16 protein-coding genes and 4 pseudogenes are annotated in these 19,630 nt (G+C 55.8%); 10 read left to right on the top strand and 10 right to left on the bottom strand.

The window, feature by feature from the left end; translation table 11 throughout:
• Positions 1–184 precede the first annotated feature (184 nt).
• From FQ182_RS24390 to FQ182_RS24410, 5 genes and pseudogenes are all read left to right on the top strand, one after another.
• Positions 185–1,456 carry a TolC family protein gene (locus FQ182_RS24390; RefSeq protein WP_139273552.1) on the top strand — a complete coding sequence of 424 codons (1,272 nt, stop codon included), beginning with the start codon at positions 185–187 and terminating at the stop codon, positions 1,454–1,456.
• A gap of 66 nt (positions 1,457–1,522) precedes the next feature.
• Complete coding sequence (locus tag FQ182_RS24395; protein ID WP_034137069.1) at positions 1,523–2,773, top strand: efflux RND transporter periplasmic adaptor subunit; 1,251 nt, start codon at positions 1,523–1,525, stop codon at positions 2,771–2,773.
• Positions 2,774–2,797: 24 nt separating this feature from the next.
• Positions 2,798–5,959 carry a CusA/CzcA family heavy metal efflux RND transporter gene (locus FQ182_RS24400; RefSeq protein WP_069553008.1) on the top strand — a complete coding sequence of 1,054 codons (3,162 nt, stop codon included), beginning with the start codon at positions 2,798–2,800 and terminating at the stop codon, positions 5,957–5,959.
• Positions 5,960–6,118: 159 nt separating this feature from the next.
• Entirely contained in the window at positions 6,119–6,442 is a 324-nt protein-coding gene (locus FQ182_RS24405) for a DUF2790 domain-containing protein (protein ID WP_034137071.1), read from the top strand.
• A gap of 282 nt (positions 6,443–6,724) precedes the next feature.
• A pseudogene (locus FQ182_RS24410) lies at positions 6,725–7,051 on the top strand (GtrA family protein); the annotation flags it as partial.
• On the opposite strand, the pseudogene FQ182_RS24415 reads toward FQ182_RS24410, so the two are convergent.
• The 4 genes and pseudogenes from FQ182_RS24415 to FQ182_RS24430 all read right to left on the bottom strand — a co-directional run.
• Positions 7,049–7,534, bottom strand: a pseudogene (locus FQ182_RS24415) (IS5 family transposase); the annotation flags it as partial. The pseudogenes FQ182_RS24410 and FQ182_RS24415 sit on opposite strands and share 3 nt — an antisense overlap.
• A 126-nt stretch (positions 7,535–7,660) precedes the next feature.
• Complete coding sequence (istB, locus tag FQ182_RS24420; RefSeq protein WP_017847084.1) at positions 7,661–8,416, bottom strand: IS21-like element ISPsy14 family helper ATPase IstB; 756 nt, start codon at positions 8,414–8,416, stop codon at positions 7,661–7,663.
• Positions 8,417–8,436: 20 nt separating this feature from the next.
• Complete coding sequence (gene istA / locus FQ182_RS24425) at positions 8,437–9,951, bottom strand: IS21 family transposase (RefSeq protein WP_149415111.1); 1,515 nt, start codon at positions 9,949–9,951, stop codon at positions 8,437–8,439.
• A gap of 220 nt (positions 9,952–10,171) precedes the next feature.
• A pseudogene (locus tag FQ182_RS24430) lies at positions 10,172–10,554 on the bottom strand (IS5 family transposase); the annotation flags it as partial.
• 63 nt (positions 10,555–10,617) lie between these two features.
• Between FQ182_RS24430 and FQ182_RS30755 the strand changes: the two are divergent.
• The 3 genes and pseudogenes from FQ182_RS30755 to FQ182_RS24445 all read left to right on the top strand — a co-directional run.
• Positions 10,618–10,719: pseudogene (locus FQ182_RS30755) on the top strand (GtrA family protein); the annotation flags it as partial.
• Positions 10,685–11,668 carry a glycosyltransferase family 2 protein gene (locus tag FQ182_RS24440; protein ID WP_059395180.1) on the top strand — a complete coding sequence of 328 codons (984 nt, stop codon included), beginning with the start codon at positions 10,685–10,687 and terminating at the stop codon, positions 11,666–11,668. The pseudogene FQ182_RS30755 and the gene FQ182_RS24440, both read left to right, overlap by 35 nt.
• Entirely contained in the window at positions 11,662–13,116 is a 1,455-nt protein-coding gene (locus tag FQ182_RS24445; protein WP_059395179.1) for a glycosyltransferase family 39 protein, read from the top strand. Before FQ182_RS24440 ends, FQ182_RS24445 begins: the two co-directional genes overlap by 7 nt.
• 82 nt (positions 13,117–13,198) lie before the next feature.
• Here the strand turns inward: FQ182_RS24445 and FQ182_RS24450 are convergent, their stop codons facing one another.
• Complete coding sequence (locus tag FQ182_RS24450) at positions 13,199–13,420, bottom strand: hypothetical protein (protein WP_059395178.1); 222 nt, start codon at positions 13,418–13,420, stop codon at positions 13,199–13,201.
• 263 nt (positions 13,421–13,683) lie between these two features.
• Here FQ182_RS24450 and FQ182_RS24455 point away from each other — a divergent pair, with 263 nt between their 5' ends.
• On the top strand, positions 13,684–14,271 hold the full coding sequence (locus FQ182_RS24455) for a hypothetical protein (protein ID WP_059395177.1): 588 nt from the start codon (positions 13,684–13,686) through the stop codon (positions 14,269–14,271).
• A 54-nt stretch (positions 14,272–14,325) separates the two neighbouring features.
• On the opposite strand, the gene FQ182_RS24460 is transcribed toward FQ182_RS24455, so the two are convergent.
• Both FQ182_RS24460 and FQ182_RS24465 read right to left on the bottom strand, forming a co-directional pair.
• Positions 14,326–15,744, bottom strand: coding sequence for a heavy metal sensor histidine kinase (locus tag FQ182_RS24460; protein WP_034138162.1), 1,419 nt, complete (start codon positions 15,742–15,744; stop codon positions 14,326–14,328).
• Entirely contained in the window at positions 15,741–16,415 is a 675-nt protein-coding gene (locus FQ182_RS24465; protein ID WP_034138161.1) for a heavy metal response regulator transcription factor, read from the bottom strand. Before FQ182_RS24465 ends, FQ182_RS24460 begins: the two co-directional genes overlap by 4 nt.
• Before the next feature lie 689 nt (positions 16,416–17,104).
• Between FQ182_RS24465 and FQ182_RS24470 the strand changes: the two genes are divergently transcribed.
• Positions 17,105–17,431 carry a DUF2790 domain-containing protein gene (locus tag FQ182_RS24470; RefSeq protein ID WP_149415254.1) on the top strand — a complete coding sequence of 109 codons (327 nt, stop codon included), beginning with the start codon at positions 17,105–17,107 and terminating at the stop codon, positions 17,429–17,431.
• A 33-nt stretch (positions 17,432–17,464) separates the two neighbouring features.
• Here FQ182_RS24470 and FQ182_RS24475 read toward each other — a convergent pair whose 3' ends face one another.
• The 3 genes from FQ182_RS24475 to FQ182_RS24485 all read right to left on the bottom strand — a co-directional run bounded on the left by FQ182_RS24475 (position 17,465) and on the right by FQ182_RS24485 (position 19,277).
• On the bottom strand, positions 17,465–17,815 hold the full coding sequence (locus FQ182_RS24475) for a DUF3147 family protein (protein WP_034138159.1): 351 nt from the start codon (positions 17,813–17,815) through the stop codon (positions 17,465–17,467).
• Positions 17,816–17,977: 162 nt separating this feature from the next.
• Positions 17,978–18,883: a cation diffusion facilitator family transporter gene (locus FQ182_RS24480; RefSeq protein ID WP_034138158.1), complete on the bottom strand. Its 906-nt coding sequence runs from the start codon at positions 18,881–18,883 to the stop codon at positions 17,978–17,980.
• A 55-nt stretch (positions 18,884–18,938) separates the two neighbouring features.
• The gene (locus FQ182_RS24485) at positions 18,939–19,277 is read right to left on the bottom strand and encodes a zinc ribbon domain-containing protein (protein WP_080761431.1); all 339 of its coding nucleotides are present in this window, start codon (positions 19,275–19,277) and stop codon (positions 18,939–18,941) included.
• Positions 19,278–19,630 lie beyond the last annotated feature (353 nt).

A 19,630-nucleotide genomic window follows, 5' to 3' on the forward strand; every position in this document is an offset into this window, starting at 1 on the left:
GGTTCGACTGAATTTCTCAGTGTTTACGGGCATTACCCACTTTTCTTACGAAATTGTAATTTTCTAGCCACCCCTCTGATAGCTACCGCTCTTTAGAGTGCCATCACCTAATCCAGTGGGGCTTGGCAGCTGTTTCGGCGTTCTCGCCAAGCTTTATCGAAGTTTGTGCACGAGGACCATTAAAGTGCCCCGGTATATCCGCAATGTCTTTCCTAAGACCTCAATCTCACCCTGGAAGATAGCCGCACTCTGTGCGGTCATCTCCGGGCTGATGGCACCTGCTGCATTTGCCCAAAGCATCAGCTTGCCTCAAGCGCTTTCGACGGCGATGGATGCCAACCCTGACATGGCCGCCGCCCGTCAGGAGATTGGGATCGCAGATGGGGCACGCAAGCAGGCAGGGCTTATCCCCAACCCAACAATCTCGTACGACGTAGAAGACACCCGTCGCAGCACTAGCCAGACAACTGTGACGCTCAGCCAGACCCTGGAGCTGGGCGGAAAGCGGGGCGCACGTGTTGACGTCGCCACCTATGGCCAGACTGCTGCACAGCTGGAGTTGGACCGTCGAGTGAACGCTCTGCGCGCCGAGGTCGTTCAAGCCTTCTACGCAGCATTGCGAGCGCAGACTGGCCTAGATCTAGCCAAGCAATCTCTGGAGCTGACTGAGCGTGGTCTGCGCATTGTCGACGGCCGCGTTCGCGCAGGTAAATCCTCCCCAGTAGAGGCTACTCGTGCTCAAGTACAGTTGGCCGAAGCCAAGCTGCAGGTCAGACGCGCCGAAACGGAGAAAGCGACCGCTTACCAGCAGCTAGCTCAAATTACGGGGAGCTCGGTCACAGTATTCGATCGCCTGGATTCGCCGACCCTCTCCCCAGGTTTGCCTCCGGACGCTGAAGAGCTGTTGTCGAGGCTCGATCAAACTGCGGAAATGCGTCAGGCCGTGGTGCAGATCGACAAAAGCGATGCGTCCCTCGGCTCAGAGAAAGCTCAGCGAATCCCAGACCTCACTGTAAGCGTGGGTAGCCAGTACGACCGCTCCGTACGTGAACGGGTCAACACTGTAGGACTGTCCATGCCATTGCCGCTGTTTGATCGTAATCAGGGCAACATTCTTTCCGCTTCTCGACGCGCAGATCAAGCCCGAGACCAGCGCAACGCAGTTGAGCTGAGGCTGCGTAGCGAAACCCAAACCGCAGTAAACCAGTGGGCGACCGCCATGCAGGAGGTCGAGTCCTACGACAAGACCATTCTGCCGTCCGCACAGCAGGCTGTGGAGACCGCAACTCGCGGTTTCGAGATGGGCAAATTCGGCTTCATCGAAGTGCTGGATGCCCAGCGCACCTTGATCGTCGCTCGTGGCCAATACCTCGATTCGTTGGCAACAGCGACCAATGCGCGTGCGCAGGTGGAAAGGGTTTATGGCGATGTCGGTTCGACTGCCGGCGTTCGTTGAACGGGCCAGAAATTTTCTTCGGCGCTCGGCATAACACGTCGGTGCCTATGATCAGCAGGAGTAGCAATGGATAACAAACGCAAGATCGCCCTCGCGGTCGCCGCTGTGGCAGCCCTTGGATTTGGCAGCCTTGCCTGGAACAACAGTTCCGGAGAGCAGGCCGCCAGTACCGTCGAGCACGGCGCTAACGATGGCCATGGCGATGAGAAGACGACCGCATCAGCCGCCAAAGAGGAGGGTGATGAGGGTCATGGTGCAGAAGGCCATAGCGAAGAGGGTGGTGAGGAAGAGGGCAAGCTGACCCTGAGCGCTGAACAGATCAAGGCAGCTGGGGTAGTCCTGGAGTCTGCGGCCCCCCGTGACCTCGGCACCGTTGTGACTTTCCCGGGGGAGATTCGTTTCGACGAAGACCGGACTGCACATGTTGTCCCTCGGGTCCCTGGCGTTGTTGAAAGTGTCCAGGCCGACTTGGGCGAAGCCGTTAAGAAAGGCCAAGTCCTCGCAGTGATTGCCAGCCAACAGATTTCTGACCTGCGCAGCGAACAACAAGCCGCACAGCGACGCGTAGAGCTGGCCCGCGTTACCTTCGACCGTGAGAAGCAACTGTGGCAGGACAAGATCTCCGCCGAGCAGGATTACCTGCAGGCACGCCAAGCGCTGCAAGAAGCAGAGATATCTCTGGCCAATGCCAAGCAGAAGGTCGGTGCCATCGGCGCTTCGGTCAATTCCGTAGGCGGCAATCGTTACGAGCTTCGGGCACCCTTTGACGCCGTGGTGGTAGAGAAGCACCTGACCATGGGTGAAGTCGTCAGCGAGGCGACTAACGCTTTCATCTTGTCCGACCTGAATCAGGTGTGGGCCACCTTCGCTGTCCCTCCCACTGAACTGGGCAAGGTGGTGACGGGCCGTGCGGTAAAAGTTTCATCGCCCGACATGAACGTCGAGGTCGACGGCAAGGTGGGTTATGTAGGCAGCCTGCTGGGTGAGCAAAACCGTGCAGCGACCGTTCGCGTTACCTTGACCAACCCTGACGGCGCCTGGCGTCCAGGTCTGTTCGTGAACATCGCCGTCACTTCTCAGACCGATCGAGTGGCTGTGGCCGTTCCTGAAGGCGCCGTGCAGACCGTTGAAGACAAACCCTCGGTATTTGTGCGCACCAGGGAAGGCTTTGACACTCGGCCGGTAAAAACGGGCCGCCGTGACAATGGATACGTGGAAATCATCGACGGCATCCAAGCCGGCGCCCAAGTAGCAGCCAGTGGCAGCTTTACACTCAAGTCTGAGCTCGGCAAAGCGTCTGCCGAACACGGTCACTGATGCGAACTGACAGGATGATTTCTCATGTTTGAACGTATCATCAGATTCGCCATTGAGCAGCGCATCGTTGTAATGATCGCTGTTCTGATCATGGCCGGCATCGGTATCTACAGCTATCAGAAGCTGCCCATCGATGCGGTACCCGACATCACTAACGTCCAGGTGCAGATCAACGCTGCTGCGCCTGGCTATTCGCCATTGGAAACTGAACAGCGGATCACGTTTCCAGTTGAAACGGCCATGGCCGGTCTCCCGGGCCTTCAACAGACCCGTTCCTTGTCTCGCTCTGGCCTGTCTCAGGTCACCGTGATCTTCAAGGATGGCACTGACATCTTCTTTGCCCGCCAGTTGATCAACGAGCGGCTGCAAGTTGCGAAGGAGCAGTTGCCAGAGGGCGTTGAGGCTGTCATGGGTCCGGTATCCACTGGGCTTGGTGAAATTTTCTTGTGGACCGTTGAAGCTGAGGATGGTGCGGTCAAGGAAGACGGTACACCGTACACCCCAACCGACCTGCGTGTGATCCAGGACTGGATCATCAAGCCGCAGCTGCGGAACGTCCCAGGTGTGGCCGAGATCAACACCATCGGTGGTTACGCCAAGCAGTTCCTGGTCGCGCCGGATCCGAAGCGCCTAGCTACATACAAACTGACCCTCAATGATCTGGTCGCAGCGTTGGAAAGCAACAACGCCAACGTCGGCGCCGGTTACATCGAGCGTAATGGTGAGCAGCTCCTCATCCGTGCGCCAGGGCAGGTCGGTAACATCGAAGACATCGCCAACATTGTGATCACCAGTGTCGATGGCGCACTGATTCGAATCAGCAACGTCGCTGACGTTAGCATTGGCAAAGAGCTCCGGACGGGGGCTGCCACCGAGAACGGTCGCGAAGTCGTACTCGGCACCGTGTTCATGCTGATCGGTGAAAATAGCCGTACCGTGTCTCAGGCTGTTGCCGCCAAACTGGCTGACATCAACCGTACCCTTCCAGAAGGTGTGGTTGCCGTGACGGTCTACGACCGCACCAACCTGGTTGAAAAAGCTATTGCAACTGTGAAGAAGAACTTGGTGGAAGGCGCGATTCTAGTAATCGCCATTTTGTTCCTGTTCCTCGGTAACATCCGTGCTGCACTCATCACCGCGATGGTGATCCCGTTGTCCATGCTGTTCACCTTCACCGGTATGTTCAACAACAAGGTCAGCGCCAACCTAATGAGCTTAGGCGCACTCGACTTCGGAATCATCGTCGACGGTGCCGTGGTAATTGTAGAAAACGCGATCCGTCGACTGGCTCATGCGCAACACAAGCATGGCCGTATGCTCACCAAAGCTGAGCGCTTCCATGAGGTCTTCGCTGCTGCGGGTGAAGCTCGCCGGCCACTGATCTTCGGTCAGTTGATCATCATGGTGGTGTACCTGCCGATCTTCGCCCTGACCGGCGTCGAGGGCAAAATGTTCCACCCCATGGCCTTCACCGTTGTGATGGCGCTGCTGGGTGCAATGATCCTCTCCGTCACCTTCGTTCCGGCAGCCATCGCCATGTTCGTCACTGGCAAGGTCAAGGAAGAGGAAGGCGTGGTGATGCGCACTGCGCGGCTGCGTTATGAGCCGATTTTGAAGTGGGTCCTTGGGCATCGGAACATCGCGTTCTCGGCCGCTGTAGTCCTGGTCGTGCTCAGTGGTGTGCTTGCAAGTCGTATGGGTAGCGAGTTCATTCCAAGCCTCAGTGAAGGTGACTTTGCGATGCAGGCCATGCGCGTGCCAGGTACGAGCCTGACCCAATCCGTAGAAATGCAGCAACGCCTTGAAAAGGCTGTGATTGAGCAGGTCCCGGAAGTAGAGCGGATGTTTGCGCGCTCGGGTACAGCCGAAATCGCATCCGACCCGATGCCGCCTAACGCCTCCGACGCCTACATCATGCTCAAGCCTCAGGATCAGTGGCCCGACCCTAAGAAGCCTCGCGATGAGCTGATTGCTGAAGTGCAGAAAGCCGCAGCCGGTGTCCCAGGCAGCAACTATGAGCTGTCCCAGCCCATCCAGTTGCGTTTCAACGAGCTGATCTCGGGCGTACGGAGTGACGTCGCAGTGAAGGTGTTCGGCGATGACATGGACGTGCTCAACAACACGGCCAACAAGATCGCTGCAGCGCTCAAAGCGGTACCGGGCTCTTCGGAGGTCAAGGTTGAACAGACCACCGGCCTGCCGGTGCTGACCATCAACATCGACCGCGAGAAAGCCGCACGCTACGGCCTGAACATCGCGGATGTACAGAACTCGATCGCCATCGCTGTCGGCGGTCGTACGGCCGGCACGTTGTATGAAGGCGACCGTCGCTTCGACATGGTGGTGCGCCTGCCTGAGACCGTACGTACCGACGTAGCAGGTATGTCCAGCCTTCTGATCCCTGTACCGGCCAATGCATCTCAAGGTGCCAATCAGATCGGCTTCATCCCGCTGTCGCAGGTCGCTAACCTGGACCTGCAGCTGGGTCCGAACCAGATCAGCCGCGAGAACGGCAAGCGTCTGGTGATCGTCAGCGCCAACGTCCGGGGCCGCGACCTGGGGTCGTTCGTTCAAGAGGCAACCGCTTCGCTGGATGCCAAGGTGCAGATTCCTGCTGGTTACTGGACCACCTGGGGTGGCCAGTTCGAGCAGCTCCAATCGGCGGCCAAGCGTCTGCAGATCGTGGTTCCGGTGGCCTTGCTGCTGGTCATGACCCTGCTGTTCCTGATGTTCAACAACCTGAAAGACGGCATGCTGGTGTTCACCGGTATTCCATTCGCACTCACCGGTGGCGTCGTGGCGCTGTGGCTGCGGGACATCCCGCTGTCGATCTCGGCTGGGGTTGGCTTCATTGCACTGTCCGGCGTCGCGGTACTGAACGGCCTGGTGATGATTGCCTTCATCCGCGGATTGCGAGAGGAGGGACGAACGCTTAGGCAGGCCGTCGACGAAGGCGCGTTGACCCGACTGCGACCTGTGCTGATGACAGCCCTGGTGGCGTCCCTGGGCTTCATCCCGATGGCCTTGGCAACCGGTACCGGTGCAGAGGTTCAGCGGCCACTGGCGACAGTGGTGATTGGCGGGATCCTGTCCTCCACCGCGCTGACTTTGTTGGTGCTCCCTGCCCTGTATCAATGGGCACACCGCAAGGATGAAGACGGTGATGAGGCCGAAGTGGTTAGCTGATAGCCACTAAAGAGAAGCCCACAACACACGTTGTGGGCTTTTTTGTTTTATATGAGCCAGATGCACTTACCTTTCAAAATTGTAAGTTTCTCGTCATGCCAGTGATGCCTATGCGTTGCTAAAGTTACGCCCGAGAAGATTTGAATTTGAGAGGTTATTATGAAAAAGCTAATTATTGCTGCTGCACTTGTTGTTTTCTCGATGGCTTCGCAGGCCAACACTTTCTCAGAAAGCAAGCAGCTGCAATATATCAACGACCACCAGACCGCTGTGGCGAAGTATGCCGAGAAAAATGGCAAGCCGATGCCGGAAATTCAAGATTACAAATACGGCATGAAAATCGATGTGGCGAAATTCGTGCGCCAATCTCAAGACCCCCGCACCTGCCAGGTCTACCCACGGTTGATGAGCTTCGAGGACTCCCAGGGTACGCTCAAAACGGTTCGCTACTCCATGTACTCGCAATGCATCAACAATAAGTAGTGAGCGCTTTGAATAGAATAATTAATGAATTCATAGATGCGGGGAATTTATCTCAACGCCGCCCGGCATTCCTTATATTGTCAACATTGTAATGTGTAGGTCATGCGTGCGTTATTGGAGGCCCTTCATTGCCAAAGCGTAATTTTCAAGCAATCCTGCTGATATTATAGCCTGCTAGCCTAGCATCCCGTTTTTTTGTTCCTCGAAACATGTGTGTTTAGGTAGCGGTGCTTTTACATTTGATTCACCATTTTTTCACCTTTGCCTCCATAGGCTTCGGACATGGAAAATAAAAGCCCACCTCTTTATAGGTTACTGATTCGTTATCTAGGGATCGGATTCATAGCCACTGCAATCCATTATTTTGTGTTCCTGTTGCTGGTAGCTACAGAGATGTCTACGCCATTTCTAGCCAGTATTTTCGGCGGCCTGGTAGGCGCTATTGCAAGCTTCATAGGTAATAGGGCGTACTGTTTTAAGGCGGATGGCTTTCGGAAATTTCAGCCTCTTCGGTTTGCACTGGTCGCGCTAGCAACAAACATCGGCAACGGCGTGGGTATGTGGTTGCTCATCAAGTCGAATCTGTCACCGCTCATCTCCCAGGTCCTAGGCTCTGTACGTAAAGTATTGTCGCAAGCACCGCATAGCGCAGGCCAATGAGACCATCGCCGCAAAACTTGTTGCGAGCTTGTCGAAGCGCGTCACGATGCGACGGTTCTCCTTCAGCCAGCCAAACATGCGTTCGATGATGTTGCGCTGCCGATATTTGGGGCGATCAAAAAGTCGAGGCAATCCTGGCTTGGTTTTGCGCTTCATGCTTCGCAACGGAATGACTGGCTGCATGCGATAACGATCACAATACTGGCGCAGCGCTTCAGCGTCGTAACCCTTGTCAGCCAGCAACCAGCGGCAACGCTTGCGTGGGCGACCGCGCAGGCTGGGTATGCAAGCCTGATCGAGTAGCGGTTGGGCATAGGCTATATCGCTGGCTTGTCCGCCTGACAACAGGAAACGCAGAGGCACACCATTGGCGTCGCACAGCATGTGAATCTTGGTCGTCAGGCCACCCCGGCTGCGCCCGAGCGCGTGGTTGCGGATTCCACGACACTTGGACACTCAGCCCACGATCATTTGGACACTCGTTCCACGCTCACTTGGACATCTGATCCACGTCCACTTGGACAGGCAGTCGGAGCGCAGCGACGCAGTTTTGCATTGTTAGTCTGAAGTCCCTGCCGTCGTCAATTTCGTTGCGCGTCTGCGCATCGATTCGCCCTTCAGTTCGATCCGATAAGCGTTATGCACCAGCCGGTCGAGGATCGCATCGCCCAGGGTCGGATCGCCGATCAGTGCATGCCATTTGTCCACCGGCATCTGGCTGGTCACCAGCGTCGAGCGGTTGCCGTATCGGTCGTCCAGCAGTTCGAGCATGTCGCGGCGTTGCACAGCGGTAAACGGTGCCAGTCCCCAATCATCCAGGATCAGCAGGTCAGTCTTGGCGTATCCGGCCATCAGTTTGGCGAAGCGGCCATCGCCGTGGGCCAGGCCCAGCTCTTCCATCAAGCGCGGCAGGCGCAGATAACGCACGCTATAACCGTCGCGGCAGGCCTTGTGCGCCAGCGCGCAGGCGAGCCAGGTTTTGCCTACGCCAGTCGGGCCGCCGATGATCAGGTTCAGGCCATCGCGCAGCCACTGGCCGCTACCCAGTTGCAGGATCAGCGCCTTGTCCAGGCCACGAGGGCTGCGGTAGTCGATGTCTTCCAGGCACGCGTTGTGGCGTAGTCGGGCGGCTTTGAGGCGAGTCGTCAGGCGGGCGTCTTCGCGCTCGGTCAGCTCGCGGTCGACCATCAGTCCCAAGCGCTCGTCGAAGCTGAGATCGTTGATGTCGGGCGTTGCGTGTTGCTCGCTGAGCGCCTTGATCATGCCGTGCAGGCGCAGGGTTTGTAGCTTGTCGAGGGTCGGGTTGGGCAGCATGTTCGTGCTCCTTTTTCAGGTCAGTGGTAGTAGCCGGGGCCACGCAGGTTGATGTGCTCGTCGGGCAGCAGCGGCAGGGTTTGCTGAGCCAGCGGCAGGCGTTCCAGCCCTTGGCGCAGGATCGATTCCAGGCTCTTGTAACTGCATGCGCCCAGTGCCAGCGCACGCTGGCACGCGGCTTCCAGCCGCGCTTCGCCGTGCTGTTTGCTCAGGCGCAGGATCCCCAGGCAGGCGCGGAAGCCGTGTTGCGGATGGATTCGGCGTTCGAGGATGTAGGCGATAACGCCAGCCGTGTTCGGCCCGGTTTGCTCTGCCCAGCGGATCAGCCGTTGCGGTGTCCATTCGGCGTGCTCGCGGTGACTTTTGGGCATGTGCTCGGTGTGGGTAGTGTGGCGGCCTTTGTGCGGCGAGCGCAGGTGGCTGGCCACACGCTGGTTGGCGTGGAAGCACTCGACGGTCTGGGCCGTGAGCCGCACTTCGAGTTGGTGCTTCACCAGTTGGTATGGCACCGAGTAGAAGTGACCGTCGACCTCGACGTGGTAGTCGATGTGCACCCGCACCTTTTTCCACTCGGCGTAGATGTAAGGGTGTTCCGGTAGCGGTTGCAACGCCGGTTGGTCGATGGTCGCGAAGGCCGAACGGCGTGAGCCGGGCAGCTTTTTGAAGGGCCTTTGGTTGAGGCGATCCAGCAGCAGTCCGATGGCGGTGTTGAGTTCACCCAGCGAAAAGAACTGCCGATTGCGCAGCACCGCCAGGATCCAGCGCTCGACCACTTGAACACCGACTTCGACCTTGGCTTTGTCCTTGGGTTTTCGTGAGCGAGCGGGCAATACGGCGACGCCGTAGTGCTCGGCCAGATCGCGGTAGCTGGGGTTGATATCGGGCTCGTAACGGTGCGCCTTGGTCACGCCACTGCGCAGATTGTCGGGCACCAGGATCTGTGCGGTGCCGCCGAAAAAAGCAAAACAGCGGGCATGCGAGCCCAGCCAGTCGGGCAGTTTCTGCGACCAGGTCGCCTCGGCGAAGGTGTAGCTGGAGGCGCCGAGGACGGCGACGAAGATCTGGGCCTGGCGGATCTCTCCGGTTCGCCGGTCGATGATCGGGACGGTCTGACCCGCGTAATCGACGAACAGCTTTTCGCCGGCGCGATGTTCCTGGCGCATGACCACGTCGACCTTGGCGGCCCAGAGCCGGTAGTGCTCGCAGAACCAGCTGTATTGAAAGCCTTGCGGATGGGCGAGTCGGTACTCTTGCCAGAGCAGAGCCAGAGTCACGCCGGGGCGGCGCAGCTCGGCATGCGCCCAAGCCCAATCAGGCATCGGCCTTTGATCGCTGGGAGCTGTTGGTGCTGGTGGAAACAGGCATCGCTCCAGCTCGGCGTCCGACAATGATGTCGGCCAAGTCAGCCCGCAAGCGTTGAAACGGTGCAGGTAATTGCCGGCACTGCCGCTGCTGATGCGCAGGCTGGCGGCGATCTTGCGCACGGACAGGCCGGCGTCGAACTTTAGGCGTAGTACCTCTCGGATTTTACGCATGGATATACGCTCCACGACGACCTCTTCGCTTCGATAAAAGAGGCCGATGGTAGTGAATAGTCCTGCGTTGCCGCCTGCCTGAGCGTGGGTCGGATCAGTGAGAAATCACTGTCCAAGTGCTCGTGGAATCAGTGTCCAAGTGGCCGTGGAATGAGTGTCCAAGTCAGCGTGGAATCGCTGTCCAAGTGTTCGTGGAATGGGTGTCCAAATGCGCGTGGAATCCGCACGCGTGGTCTTGCGGTTCTTCAAATCCCCTTTTTTCCCGGCACCTGATGAGGCCCGGGTTGCTCGTACGGCAGTGGAGTCGATCATCCATGTTTCCAAGTCAATCAAACCCTGCTCATTCAATCGGATATGAAGACGCTTGAGCATCTGATCAAAAGCTCCGCAATCACGCCATCCCCGGAACCGTTGATAGATCGTTGACCAAGGGCCGAATCGTTCGGGCATGTCTCGCCAGGCTGCGCCAGAGCAAAGCACCCAGAGAATACCGTTTAGCATCAGGCGATCATCGGCCCGAGGGCGCCCGGTGCGCTGATTTTTGGTGAAGATATCTGCAACCAGATCCCAGGCTGCGTCGGGGAGTTCATACCGCTTTGCCATCTTGGCCTCCTGGCTTTAATGGCGGTGTATTTTACAGAAAATCGTATTTCTTGGGTTTACGTACAGAGCCTAGTGACTGTGACGCTCACTGCACTTGGATTCATTGCACACCGTTTCTGGACATTCAATCATGCAGACATTACATCGCTTTCCCGAGCGCCCTGATCCCTTATTAACCATAGTCGTTCCATGCTTTCAGGAAGAGGAGAGCATTCCAGAGTTCCATCAGCGCATCACCCGCGTCGTAAAGCGCCTACCTGTCTCTTGTGAGATTCTCTACATTGATGATGGAAGCAACGATCGAACTGCAAATTTGCTACGCGATTATCAGGATGGATCGGCTGTTCGTAGTCTGTTCCTCAGCCGCAACTTCGGCAAAGAGGCAGCACTGAGCGCCGGGATAGATCATGCCCGTGGCAGCGCATTAATCTTCATTGACGTCGACCTGCAGGACCCACCTGAGCTCATCCCGGCCATGGTGGATTTCTGGCAGCGTGGCTACGATGTAGTAAACATGCAGCGCAACCTTAGAACCGGTGATTCATGGTTCAAGCGTGTGAGTGCCCGGGCTTACTACTGGGTCATGCAGCGCCTGGTTGAAAAGGTTGATCTGCCCGCCGATGTCAGCGATTTCCGCCTGATCGGACCTGCTCCACTGGCGGCACTTCGAGCGCTGGATGAGCGTTCCAGAATACTCAAGGGGATGATCGGCTGGGTAGGTTTTCGCACCGTCGAGCTGCCTTACGATCGTACTGTGCGCCATGCCGGTAGCACCAAGTGGAACGCCGCTGGCCTCTTCAATTTGGCCATTGAGAGCATCGTCAGTTTCTCTCGCAAACCGCTACGCATATTCAGTCTAATCAGCTTCGGTCTATTCGTCTCCAGCATCTGCTACATGCTTGCATCGCTCGTAGCAGGCAGCTTCGACGTCCATCACCTGCTCGTCGGAATGGCTTCATTTCTGTGCATCGGAGTTGCCATGGTGGGGGAGTACCTAGGCGTGGCACTCGCAGAAGTCAAACGCCGGCCTCGCTATTTCCTGAAGAGCAACAGCAAGGCAGATCCCGTGTCGCTCCATGCTTCGGTGCCTTTGATCGAGGGTAAGAAATGCTGAATCTGAGAAAAGAGCGGCCCCTGTGGTGGATCCTGGGTTCAATTCTGGTATTGCGCTTGTTGGGTTTGGGCGTCTACCCACTGATGGACACATCGGAGGCACGCTATGCCGAAATGGCACGCAAGATGGTCGAGTTAAACGATTGGATCACGCCGATGTTCGACTACGGGGTACCGTTCTGGGGTAAGCCGCCGCTATCCTTCTGGACCCAGGCTGCGAGCATGACGGTTTTCGGGGTGAATGAGTTCGCTGCTCGATTCCCGGCCTGGCTGCTGCATCTGGGCAGCTGTTTCATCATCATCAAGCTCGGTACTCAGCAGATCTCGCGTAATGCTGGAATCTGGGCCGCCATCATCTTCTCTAGTACGACACTTGGCCTAGTCTCCAGCGGAGTCGTGCTGACTGACCCTGTTCTGTCGTTCTCGATTTTGCTCTCCAGCTATGGATTCTGGCGTTGGATGAAGTGCTCCAGCAACGCGGATGCCTACCTGATGTTCGCCGGGCTGGGCCTGGGCCTACTGGCTAAAGGTCCGCTCATTTTGGTGCTTATGGGCACGCCAGCATTCGTGTGGGTGGTTCTCTATAAAGAGTGGGGGCGAGTGCTGATACTTCCCTGGATCGGCGGCCTTGTCCTAATGCTCGGTATATCCTTGCCCTGGTATATCGCGGCCGAAATGAAAACGCCGGGGTTCATGCAATACTTTTTCGTTGGTGAACACTGGAGTCGTTACGTCGTCAGCAACTGGGCTGGAGACCTCTATGGCAGCGCTCATGCCAAGCCATACGGCACCATCTGGATTCAGCTCGGTTTGTCGCTATTGCCATGGGCTTTCTTTCTTCCTCTGCTGATTCGCAAGCGCGGATCAATGCAGCGATTCGAGGCCTACCTCTGGCTCTGGGCGCTGGCAACTCCCATATTCTTTACATTCGCCGGTAACATTCTGTGGACCTACCTGCTTCCATCTCTACCAGCCTGGGCCATGTTGTTGTCTGGACGGATCTGCGATGCAGGCCCGAAGACCACTTGGGCTGCCGCTACGAGCGCTGTAGTACTCCCAATCGTAGGTGCGGGGATCATCATTGCAGGGGTAATGGAGCAGCGACCTCAGAACCAGCGAGATGTGGTTGAAGCCTGGAGTGATTTGCAGTCAGCTCAGTCGGCTCCGCTGATCTACCCTGGCCGTCGCTCGTATTCGTCGGAGTTCTACAGCAGCGGGAAGTCAGAGAACATTCAGGATCCTGCTAAGTGGCCACGTGATAGCTCGTTCTACCTATCCAGGCGCCTGCGTGACAGCAACGCTGAACTGCCTGTCAACCTGAGCTGCGTCAAGATCACCGAAGTAAACGCCAGCCAGCTAATGCTGTGTCGTTGGAAGGACGCTCAGCAAAGTAACAACGGATTGGCTGGAGAAATTGATGCGGGAGCGTCTCGTACGGACGAAGGCTAAATTCCAGACACAAAAAAGCCAGGTTGTACCCTGGCTTTTTTGTAAATTGCTTTCGTCATTTAGAGTCCTGTTTAACCGCCGATTAATTATCGGCTTGTTCCTTACCATCCTTGCTTTCTTTCTTTTGCTCTTGAGCGACTTGCTGTTTGTTCTGATCCGAAGAGTCATCGCTCCATAGGCGAGCCTGTTCAGTTCGAAAGTTTTCATTGAACTGTTTCGCTCTCTCGTAGCCGCCTTCGGCATAAGCGACACCCGTGAGACCAAGCAGCAGGCTGCCAATAGCGATCGATTTGACAAATTTCATTGTGAGCCTCGGTTTTTACTAGGTCCGCCTGATTAGCGGCCTTTGTTGGTTTGTAGTTTAGGAACGCGAAGCTAACGACAAGGTGAGTCAATAATTACAATTCCGTAATTTTGGCGGCCGGGATGATGCGTTAAATCTGCAAATCTGGAAGGATCATGTCTATCTCGGCATTGCTGAGGGCGATGTTAAATTTTCCCTAAAATTACAATTTTGATATCTACTTAAATAATCAGTGCGGCTTTCGGCCGCTCTCGGAGATAGCCATGAATGACATAGAGCCCTGGGCGGTTGCGATCGGTGATTTTCGTCGAAGCACTGAAAAGCTCACTGTCCAAATTGATGAGCTGACCGCTCAGACACGTACCTGCAGCGCCGTGCTGGAGAAGTCGAACGACCTTGTGGAGCAGGTCGATACTGTCGGCCGGCAGATACAAGATGAGGTGCGGAAGGCCGAGAAAGCTTGGTCGAATGCCGAAGAGGTCGCTTTGCGAGCTGCGGCAGAGGCATATTCCGCCGCGTGTCGGGGAGTCGACACGGCCATTAAACCGCTAATCGCGGAGCTTTCTACAGCGACTAAGGCTGCCAATATCTCCATTCTGGAGCTCAAGCGTGCCCCGGTTTTGGCCAAACGTTATGTGATGGTCGTGGCAACAGCGTTCTTCATCCTGGGGTTGATCAGTGTCTACACGACGATGCGTTTTATAGACACTGCTGCCAGCGTAAGCGCTCAGGAAAGGGTGAACGCGCAGTATTTCACCCAACTGTGGAGGAATGCCAATCCAGAGGAGCAGAGGATCATAAAGTCGGTGATTTTGCGATCGCCCATGGAGCCTGTGGTCCTCAGGCACTGATGCTTGCACACAAAAAAGCCCGTCAATTGACGGGCTTATGCATGTCTGCGCTGGTTAAGCAGCAGCCATTACAGGTTCTTTAAACTGGGCTTCGGGAAAGTGAAGGTGGAACCACGTGAAGTTCTCTTCGGTTACTTCCACGCTCGCCGAGCCCTGATGCAAGCTCATAATCGACTGAACGATGGCTAAGCCTAGACCGGTACCGCCCTCACTCCGTGCTCGGCTCTTGTCCACTCGATAGAAACGTTCAAACAAATGCGCATGGTGTTCCCTCGCGATCCCCCGGCCCGGGTTGCCGACACTCAATGTCGTACCGCTCGTACCGTGTTGCACCTTCACGTAGACCGTGCGGCCGCGTGGGCAGTAGCGAATAGCATTTGACACCAGGTTCGAGACGGCCCGTTGAATCATGAGACGATTACCGCGCACTACGTCCTCATTGCCAGAGATTTGCAGCTGGATCTCGCCTTCTTCTGCCGAAATGCTGAAGAGATCGCATACACGCTCAACCTCGTCGACCAGCGACACGGGTTCAAACTCCACCATGGATGCTGGGTGACTGACCTGAGCCAGGAACAGCATGTCGGAAACCATCCGGCTCATGCGGTCCAGCTCTTCTGTGCACGATTCCAGCACTTCCCGGTACTCTTGAAGCGATCGTTCTCTGGTCAAGGCAACCTGGGCCTTACCCATCAGGTTGGAAAGCGGTGCACGCAACTCGTGAGCAAGATCGTCAGAGAATTGAGAAAGCTGCTGCACACCGTCATCTAGGCGAGCCAGCATGATGTTAATGCCGTCAGCGAGCTCTTTAAGCTCTGAGGGCATTCCATCCGTTGGCAGGCGATGGTCCAGGCTCTCGGTGGAGATTTTCGAGGCAACTTTCAAGAACTTGGTCAGAGGTAGCAGTCCGCGGCGCACGGTCCACCAAGCGATGGCCAAGATCAATGCGAGGATGACGGGCGACATCATCAGGGCCCAGGTCAGCAATGCATCGAGCAGGGCCTCACTGGATGACTGGTCCATGGTCATGTAGACGCTGACTTCGGTTCCATCGGCTAAGCGCATGATACGAGAAGCGCTCAACAGTGGGCGGTCCTGGGTATCACGCCATTCATGCTCTTTAGGCTGCGCAGCCGGCTGGAACTTGTGCACCTCCAGATTGACCTGCTTTGAGCCTATCGAGAGCAAAGGTACCTGCTTTGTTGATGTATCGAATATGCTCACGTACAGGTTGTTATGGCCCATGACCAAATCAACTAGCTGGTGCGCATCCGCGTTGACGCCGGAGATATCGTTGATAGTGGACAGGTTGTGAGCCATGCCTGCCATCTTCACTTCTAGGTCTGCTCTGGCATTTCTTTCCAGCGCTTGACCCACCATCAAGTAGCCAAAGGTCGCGAACAGAAGCAGTAATGCTGCGCTCATCAACCCGACTTTGAACCCTAGCTTTGCAGCCAGGCTGAACGGACTCATGCGCGTTCCTCGAAAACGTACCCAACGCCACGAAGCGTATGAATGAGCTTGGTTTCAAACGGGTCATCGATCTTTGAGCGCAATCGCCGGATCGCAACATCGATGACGTTGGTGTCGCAGTCAAAATTCATGTCCCAGACCAGAGAGATGATCTGGGAACGAGTCAGCGCTTCACCCGTCCTGCTCATGAGCAGGTGCAGGAGCGCAAATTCTTTTGTGGTGAGATCGATGCGTGTGCCACCACGGAAAACTCGATGGCGCACGGAGTCGAGTTCCAGATCGGCAATCTTCAGCGAGCTCTTCTCGACGAGTTCATCGCCACGTCTCTGGAGAGAACGGATGCGAGCAAGCAGCTCGGGAAACTCGAAGGGCTTCACCAAGTAGTCATCCGCGCCGCCATCCAATCCCTTGAGCTTGTCGTTGATGCGACCACGGGCTGTGAGCATGATGATGCGGACCCGGCTGGATTTCCTGATGGTTTCCAGCAGATCCCATCCGTCGATACCTGGGAGGTTCACATCGAGGAGAACCAACGAATAGACATTGACGTTGAATAGGTGAAGGGCATCAACACCGTTGTGCACAATGTCTACGACATACCCGCTTTCGGATAGGCCCTGCTGAAGATATTCCGCAGTTTTAATTTCGTCTTCGACAACTAGAACGCGCATGACTTATCTCAAGGTGTGAAGAAGGAATTGGCCAATCCGCCAAGAGGTTTGCAGGCTGTTTAAAGGTTCGGCTGAGTGCATGGCATGCGGTAGTCGCTACCTCTGTCCATACGCCGTGGTCACCTGAGGACGCTTGAATCTTAACGCGAAGAAGCTGGCCGTGGCGAAATCCTACAAATTTGTAATGTAGCCGTAAGATTGCTGACAGTCATACCGGCATACCCTTTGAGCTTAGCGGATTCAGCGGCCTTCAGCCGGTTGAGCACTCAGTAGCTGGCATGTGAATTCGGTCGTAAAAGGCGGCATTTCTGCCAAGCCGTTCTGTTTTGCCAGGAAAATTCCTTGGGGAGCTACCAAGAGCTCGTTGCCAACCACCGATCAGTGGCATCGCAGGATGCGCTGCGCTGCGCGCGGCTATGATTTCTTGATCCGTCGAAAGTGCAGATAATTACTTTACAATCTATTACATGTCCAAATTGTAATTTCACAATCATCTTGTCGTTAGCCGCCTCTGCTAGTTTTAGTACAGCACACAGGCAGCGCTGCTTTGGAGTCGTCTCATCCGGAGCAGCATGGCGGGAGTAACGAAACCCTGCTCACGCCAATGCATTCACCTTGGAACCATACGCTCCTTTGGTAAGGTGAATTTTAGCGCCCGCCGTGGGCGCTTTTTTATTAATGGACTTCTCATGAAAACCACTAGATCTGCAATTGCCGTATTCATGCTCTTCTCTGTGCTGTCGACAGATGCTCTAAGTAGCGTGCAGATCAATGAGGATCTTGAGCAGTCTGCTCGGCAGGCTACAGGGCGCTATGCACAGAGCGTGAAGAAGCCCATGCCAGAGCTTGAAGACTACACCTATGGCATGAATCTGGACGTTGGGAAGTTGGTGTACGTGTCGCCCAACGTGCGGTACTGCGGCAACGTGAAAAGCATGATGGCCTACGAGGACTCGAAGGGCGAATTGCACATGGTTCGCTACCTGGTGAAAGGCGAGTGCGTTAATAGTCGGTGAGCGGCCACCCACTTGCTGCCCCCGGCGCTTAGCTCACAGCAACTCGATGCCAAAACGACGTAGCAGCAGAGCAAAGCCCCCAAAACTTACCATGGTGATGATGATGCTGATGATAAGCGTCGGCCAAAAGTCCAGTTTGGGCAGCAGCACCGGAAAAGTGATAAACATTGGCAGGGTTGGAAGGACGTACCAGAACGTATACCAGGCATGATTAGCTATCTTTTCCATACTCTGGTTTTCCAAGTACAGCCAGATCAGCGTCATGACCGTGACCAGAGGCAGAGCGGCAACTAGGCCACCCAGCTTGTCGCTACGTTTTGCCAGCTCTGATACTAGAATCACTATTCCGGCAGTGACTAAGTACTTCGTGATGATCCAAGCCATTGCTGAACCTCCTACGGGCACTCGAGAGAGTCTGTCGGAATCTTCCCAAGGCGCTCACGAAGTGCTCCTGCCGTTTTGACGCCTATCATTCCCGATCTTTCCTTTACGACACCACTCTCTCTGTTTGAAGAGTGGTGCGTTGACCAGGTGGTTACCAACCGATCAGTGCGACGGTAACGGCATGCTCTGGTGGAAAGCTGCGCGCTCGATCTGAATGGTGCAGTGGTGGATTTCGAACGCATCGCTGACCGCTTCCACGACGCCCGCCAGCACGGCATCTCCATCTGCTGTGTCACCCACTACTACGTGCGAAGTCATCACGTTGCTGCCGCTACTGACGGCCCAAACGTGCAAATCGTGTACATCAGTGACGCCATCAACGTTGCGGATGGTGGTCTCGATTGCCGCGACGTCAAGCCCCCTTGGGACACCCTCCATGAGGATGCCCAGGCTCTCGCGAAGCAGCTGCCATGTCCGCGGCAGTACCCAGAGGCCGATTGCAACAGCGACAATCGTGTCGACCCAGGTCCAGCCAGTGAAGCGGATAATGAGAGCCGCGATGATTACGCCCAACGATCCGAGCATGTCGCTCCAAACTTCGAGGTAAGCCCCTTTGACATTGAGGCTCTCGTTGCTGGCAGATGCCAGAAGACGCATCGAAATAAGGTTGATGATCAGGCCAGCGATCGCGATCCACATCATCGCGCCAGTGGCGATCTCCGTCGGCATGAAGAAGCGTTGGTAGGCTTCGTACAAGATGTACATTGCCACCAGGAAGAGCAGGACTGCGTTGAGCGTGGAGGCCAGGATCTCCAACCGCGCATAGCCAAAGGTTCGTTTTTGATCCGCCGGCCGCTTGGCTATCTGGAGCGCAATCAGCGATATCGCCAAGGCGGCGGTGTCAGTGAACATGTGAGATGCATCCGACAGCAGCGCCAAGCTGCCGGTTATCCATGCACCGATTACTTCAGCAATCATAAAGCTGCCAGTCAGGGCCAATGCCATGACTAGCTTCTTCTGATGTCCCTCACGTACTGCTGCACTGCCATGATCATGATTCGATCCCACGTATTTCTCCTTGCGCAGGGGGGTGGTCGCGTTGGCTTACCAGGGTGGCCAGGCGCTAAGGCGTGGCTTGGCCGCACTGGCTGCAGAATTTCGCTCCTGACGTCAGCGAGGAGCCGCAGGCCTTGCAGCCACTCGATAGTGGTGTTCCGCAGTTTAGACAAAAGCGCGCAGATGGGGCGTTAGCGGTCCGGCACTGCCTGCAAGGCTGCAGATCAGTGATTGGGGCTTGGGATATTGCCCGCCCACTGTCAATTACCCGGTCATTGCCGTCGCAGCTCTGCTGCTGGTCATAGCGGTCATGCCGATCGCTCCCGTGCCCACCACTGTGGTGCTTACCACCGCCGTGGTTTCCCCGGCCGTGGTGGCCGCCCAAGATGTTCTTGAAAAAGCTCATGGTGTTCGTCCCTCATTGATAAGTGACATAAGCACGGGCAAAAGTTAAGGAAGTGTTCTGCTCGCGAGAAAGACTTCTAAATTGAAGTAAAAGTTCAAAATGAGCGTACGACAAAACAAGCCCATTTTGTTTATGAAATTTAATTTAATTCGCTGGGTGGCACTAACCACACAGCAGTCGAACGTGTCCGATTTTTTATCATAGCCTGGTCGATCACAATCAAAAAAGCCATTGCTGCGATTCTGACAGCATTGTAATCACGAGGTCATCGTGTCGTTATCGTGTTCCGGAAATAATGCGCCTAGCGAGAGTTTACTTCTCATTCAATTCTTTTGCCTCAAACATCCTAAGCG

Source organism: Pseudomonas sp. ANT_H4, from assembly GCF_008369295.1.
Classification (GTDB): Bacteria; Pseudomonadota; Gammaproteobacteria; order Pseudomonadales; family Pseudomonadaceae; genus Aquipseudomonas.